Source organism: Pseudomonas sp. EGD-AK9 (assembly GCF_000465935.2).
Taxonomy (GTDB): domain Bacteria; phylum Pseudomonadota; class Gammaproteobacteria; order Pseudomonadales; family Pseudomonadaceae; genus Aquipseudomonas.
This window is the reverse complement of the sequence record NZ_AVOF01000341.1, coordinates 1-3,384: the sequence shown is the minus strand read 5'-3', so window position 1 is coordinate 3,384 and position 3,384 is coordinate 1. Positions and strand designations below refer to the sequence as shown.

Genomic DNA, 3,384 nt, shown 5'->3' with positions numbered 1-3,384 from the left:
CCTGCGGCAGCAGGCTGCGCGCCTGGCCGAGGGCCCTGGCGGCGCGATCCAGATCGCCCTGCTGCAGGGCTTCGCGGCCCTGCTGCAGATAGGCGTCGGCCAGCTGGCGGCGGTACTGCTCGAGACGGGTGTCGCCGGCGGCGCTGCGCTCGAGGGCGGCGAGCTGGGTCTGGGCATCGTCCAGCCGCTCCTCGGCCAGGCTCAGGTCGAGCTGGCGCAGGGCGAGCACCAGCTCGTCGACCGGCGGCAGCGGCTGCTGCGGGGCCTGCTGGCAGCCAGCGAGGAACAGAACCAGCAGCAGGGGGAAACCACGGAAAACGAACGACTTCATGACTGTGCGTCTCGGATTGTGCAAAAAACGCGCAATCATACAGGGTTGCACCGGCGAATTCACGCCGATCGGCAAGGCTCTGGCCCGTATGGCATCCGGGCTACGCAGGGGCGAGGGCGCTATCAGGCGTTGCGCTTGGGCAGGGCGAAGCTGGCGAGAAACAGTGCGGCGGCGCTGACGACTATGGACGGCCCGGCCGGGGTGTCCTGGAACCAGGACAGGCTGAGCCCGGCGCACACCGCCACCAGGCCGAGCAGGCTGGCGCCCAGGGCCATCTGCTCCGGGGTGCGCGCGTGGCGCTGGGCGGCGGCCGCGGGGATGATCAGCAGCGAGGTGATCAGCAGCACGCCGACTATCTTCATTGCCACGGCGATCACCACGGCAATCAGCAGCATCAGCGCCAGGCGGATGGCCGCCACCGGCAGGCCCTCGACCCGTGCCAGCTCCTCGTGCACGGTGATCGCCAGCAGCGGCCGCCACAGCAGCGCCAGCAGCACCAGCACCAGCGCGCTGCCGCCGAGAATCCAGGCCAGGTCGGCTGGGCCGACGGCGAGCAGGTCGCCGAACAGGTAGCCCATCAGGTCGATGCGCACCTCGTGCATAAAGCTCAGCACGACGAGCCCCAATGACAGGGTGCTATGGGCGAGGATGCCCAGCAGGGTGTCCGAAGCCAGCGGCTGGCGCTGTTGCAAGGTCACCAGCAGCACGGCGAGCAGCACGCAGCCGACCGTCACCGCCAGGGTCGGGCTGACGTCGAGCATCAGGCCGAGGGCCACGCCGAGCAGGGCGGCGTGGGACAGGGTGTCGCCGAAATAGGCCATGCGCCGCCACACCACGAAGGAGCCGAGCGGGCCGGCCACCAGGGCCAGCGCCAGGCCGGCGAGCAGGGCGTTGAGGAGAAAATCGGGCATCAGTGTTTGCAGTCCGGGCCGTGGACGTGGGCCGGGCCGTGGATGGTCAGGCCCGGCTTGACCACGCTGCCGTGCAGGTCGTGGTCATGGTCGTGATGGTGGTGGTAGACGGCCAGGCTCTTGGCGTCCTGGCCGAACAGCTCGATGAAGGCGGGATCGAAGCTGACCTGTTCCGGGTGGCCGGAGCAGCACACATGGCGATTCAGGCAGACCACCTGGTCGGTGGCGCTCATCACCAGGTGCAGGTCGTGCGAGACCATCAGCACGCCGCAGCCGTGGCGCTCGCGCAGGCGCGAGATCAGCCGGTACAGTTCGGCCTGGCCGGCGACGTCGACGCCCTGTACCGGCTCGTCCAGCACCAGCAGTTCGGGCTCGCGCAGCAGCGCGCGGGCCAGCAGCACGCGCTGCAGCTCGCCGCCGGAGATGCCCTGCAGCGGGCTGTCGATCACCTGTTCGGCGCCGACTTCGGCCAGCGCGGCCAGCGCGCGGGTGCGGTCGACACCCGGCACCAGGCGCAGGAAACGAAGCACCGACAGCGGCAGGGTGGCGTCGACGTGCAGCTTCTGCGGCATGTAGCCGATGCGCAGGCGCGGCTTGCGCCAGACGCTGCCGCGCTCGGCCTGCAGCAGGCCGAGGACGACGCGCACCAGGGTGGTCTTGCCGGCGCCGTTGGGGCCGATCAGGGTGACGATCTCGCCCGGGCGCACGCTCAGATGGGCGTCTTCCAGCACCGCCTGGCCGTTGAAGCTGACGCTCACCTGCTCCAGCCGGATCAGCGCCTCGTTCATGCCTTGTCCTTGCAGCCGGCGCAGAGGCCGACCACTTCCACGGTCTGCGCTTCGACGGCGAAGCCGACCCCGGCGGCGCCCTCGACTATGGCCTGGCTGATGCTCGGCTGTTCCAGCTCGATGGCGGCATGGCAGGCGCGGCAGATCAGGAACTGGCCCTGGTGCGCGTGTTCCGGGTGGCTGCAGCCGACGAAGGCGTTGAGCGAGGCGATGCGGTGCACCAGGCCGTTTTCCAGGAGGAAATCCAGCGCCCGGTAGACGGTCGGTGGCGCGGCGCGGCGGCCGTCCTCGTCGCTCAGCACGCCGAGGATGTCGTAGGCGCCGAGCGGCTTGTGGCTGGCCCACACCAGTTCCAGCACGCGCTTGCGCAGGGCGGTCAGGCGCAGGCCCTGGCGCGTGCAGATGGACTCGGCCTCGGCCAGGGCATGGCTGACGCAGCGGGAGTGGTCGTGGGGGCGCGAGGCCAGGGGCGTGTCGGTCATGGGCAAGGACGGCGCGGGCTGGAGACGTTATTATATTACCCGTTCAATCCCGCCCGAGTATGCCCCGTGTCGCGTCTTTTCTGTCTCGTTGCCCTGCTGTTCGTCGCCAATGCCCAGGCCGAGGTGCGCCTGCTCACCAGCATCAAGCCGCTGCAACTGATCGCCGCGGCGGTGCAGGACGGCGTCGGCGTGCCCGACGTGCTGCTGCCCCCCGGCGCCTCGCCGCATCGCTATGCGCTGCGTCCGTCCGACGTGCGCCGGGTGCGCGAGGCTGACCTGCTGTACTGGATCGGCCCGGACATGGAAGGCTTCCTGCCGCGGGTGCTGGATGGGCGCGACAAGCCGGACGTGGCGGTGCAGGAACTGCCCGGCCTGAGCCTGCGTCATTTCGGCGACAGCCATGCTGGGCACGAGCACGAGCACGAGCACGAGCACGAGCACGACGAGCATGGCCATGATCAGGCGGACGACGGCCTGGGCCATGACCACGACCATCGCCCCGGCAGCCTCGACGCCCACCTCTGGCTGCTGCCGGCCAACGCCCGGGTGATCGCCGCGCGCATGGCCGCCGACCTGGCCAATCTCAACGCCGCCAATGCTGCGCGCTACGCCGCCAACCTGCAGGCCTTCGAAGCCCGTCTGGATGCACTGGATGGCCGTATCCGCCCGCAGCTGGCGAGCATCGCCGACAAGCCCTATTTCGTCTTCCACGAGGCCTACGACTACTTCGAGGCCGCCTACGGGCTCAAGCACGCCGGCGTGTTCAGCGTGCTCGGCGAGGTGCAACCCGGCGCCCGCCACGTCGCCGCCATGCGCCAGCGCCTGCAGCAGGCCGGTCCTAGCTGCGTGTTCAGCGAGCCGCCGCTGCGCCC

The 3,384-nt window shown here is 70.1% G+C and carries 4 protein-coding genes and 1 pseudogene; 1 reads left to right on the top strand and 4 read right to left on the bottom strand.

All coding sequences use genetic code 11. The features are described 5' to 3' along the window. The 4 genes and pseudogenes from N878_RS15645 to zur form a co-directional block, all read right to left on the bottom strand. A pseudogene (locus tag N878_RS15645) lies at nt 1-331 on the bottom strand (hypothetical protein); the annotation flags it as partial. A gap of 122 nt (nt 332-453) precedes the next feature. Further along, nucleotides 454-1,242, bottom strand: coding sequence for a zinc ABC transporter permease subunit ZnuB (znuB, locus tag N878_RS15640; protein ID WP_021444556.1), 789 nt, complete (start codon nt 1,240-1,242; stop codon nt 454-456). Continuing rightward, nucleotides 1,242-2,030, bottom strand: coding sequence for a zinc ABC transporter ATP-binding protein ZnuC (znuC, locus tag N878_RS15635; RefSeq protein ID WP_021444555.1), 789 nt, complete (start codon nt 2,028-2,030; stop codon nt 1,242-1,244). Before znuC ends, znuB begins: the two co-directional genes overlap by 1 nt. After that, nucleotides 2,027-2,512, bottom strand: a complete 486-nt coding sequence (gene zur / locus N878_RS15630) for a zinc uptake transcriptional repressor Zur (RefSeq protein WP_021444554.1) — start codon at nt 2,510-2,512, stop codon at nt 2,027-2,029. Before zur ends, znuC begins: the two co-directional genes overlap by 4 nt. A 66-nt stretch (nt 2,513-2,578) precedes the next feature. Between zur and N878_RS15625 the strand changes: the two genes are divergently transcribed. Beyond that, nucleotides 2,579-3,384: zinc ABC transporter substrate-binding protein (locus tag N878_RS15625; protein ID WP_021444553.1), on the top strand; the 806-nt coding region annotated here is incomplete at its 3' end.

Bases quoted from the DNA above. Each gene is read 5' to 3' on its own strand.
- znuB (WP_021444556.1), bottom strand. From the start codon at position 1,242: ATGCCCGATTTTCTCCTCAACGCCCTGCTCGCCGGCCTGGCGCTGGCC.
- znuC (WP_021444555.1), bottom strand. From the start codon at position 2,030: ATGAACGAGGCGCTGATCCGGCTGGAGCAGGTGAGCGTCAGCTTCAAC.
- zur (WP_021444554.1), bottom strand. From the start codon at position 2,512: ATGACCGACACGCCCCTGGCCTCGCGCCCCCACGACCACTCCCGCTGC.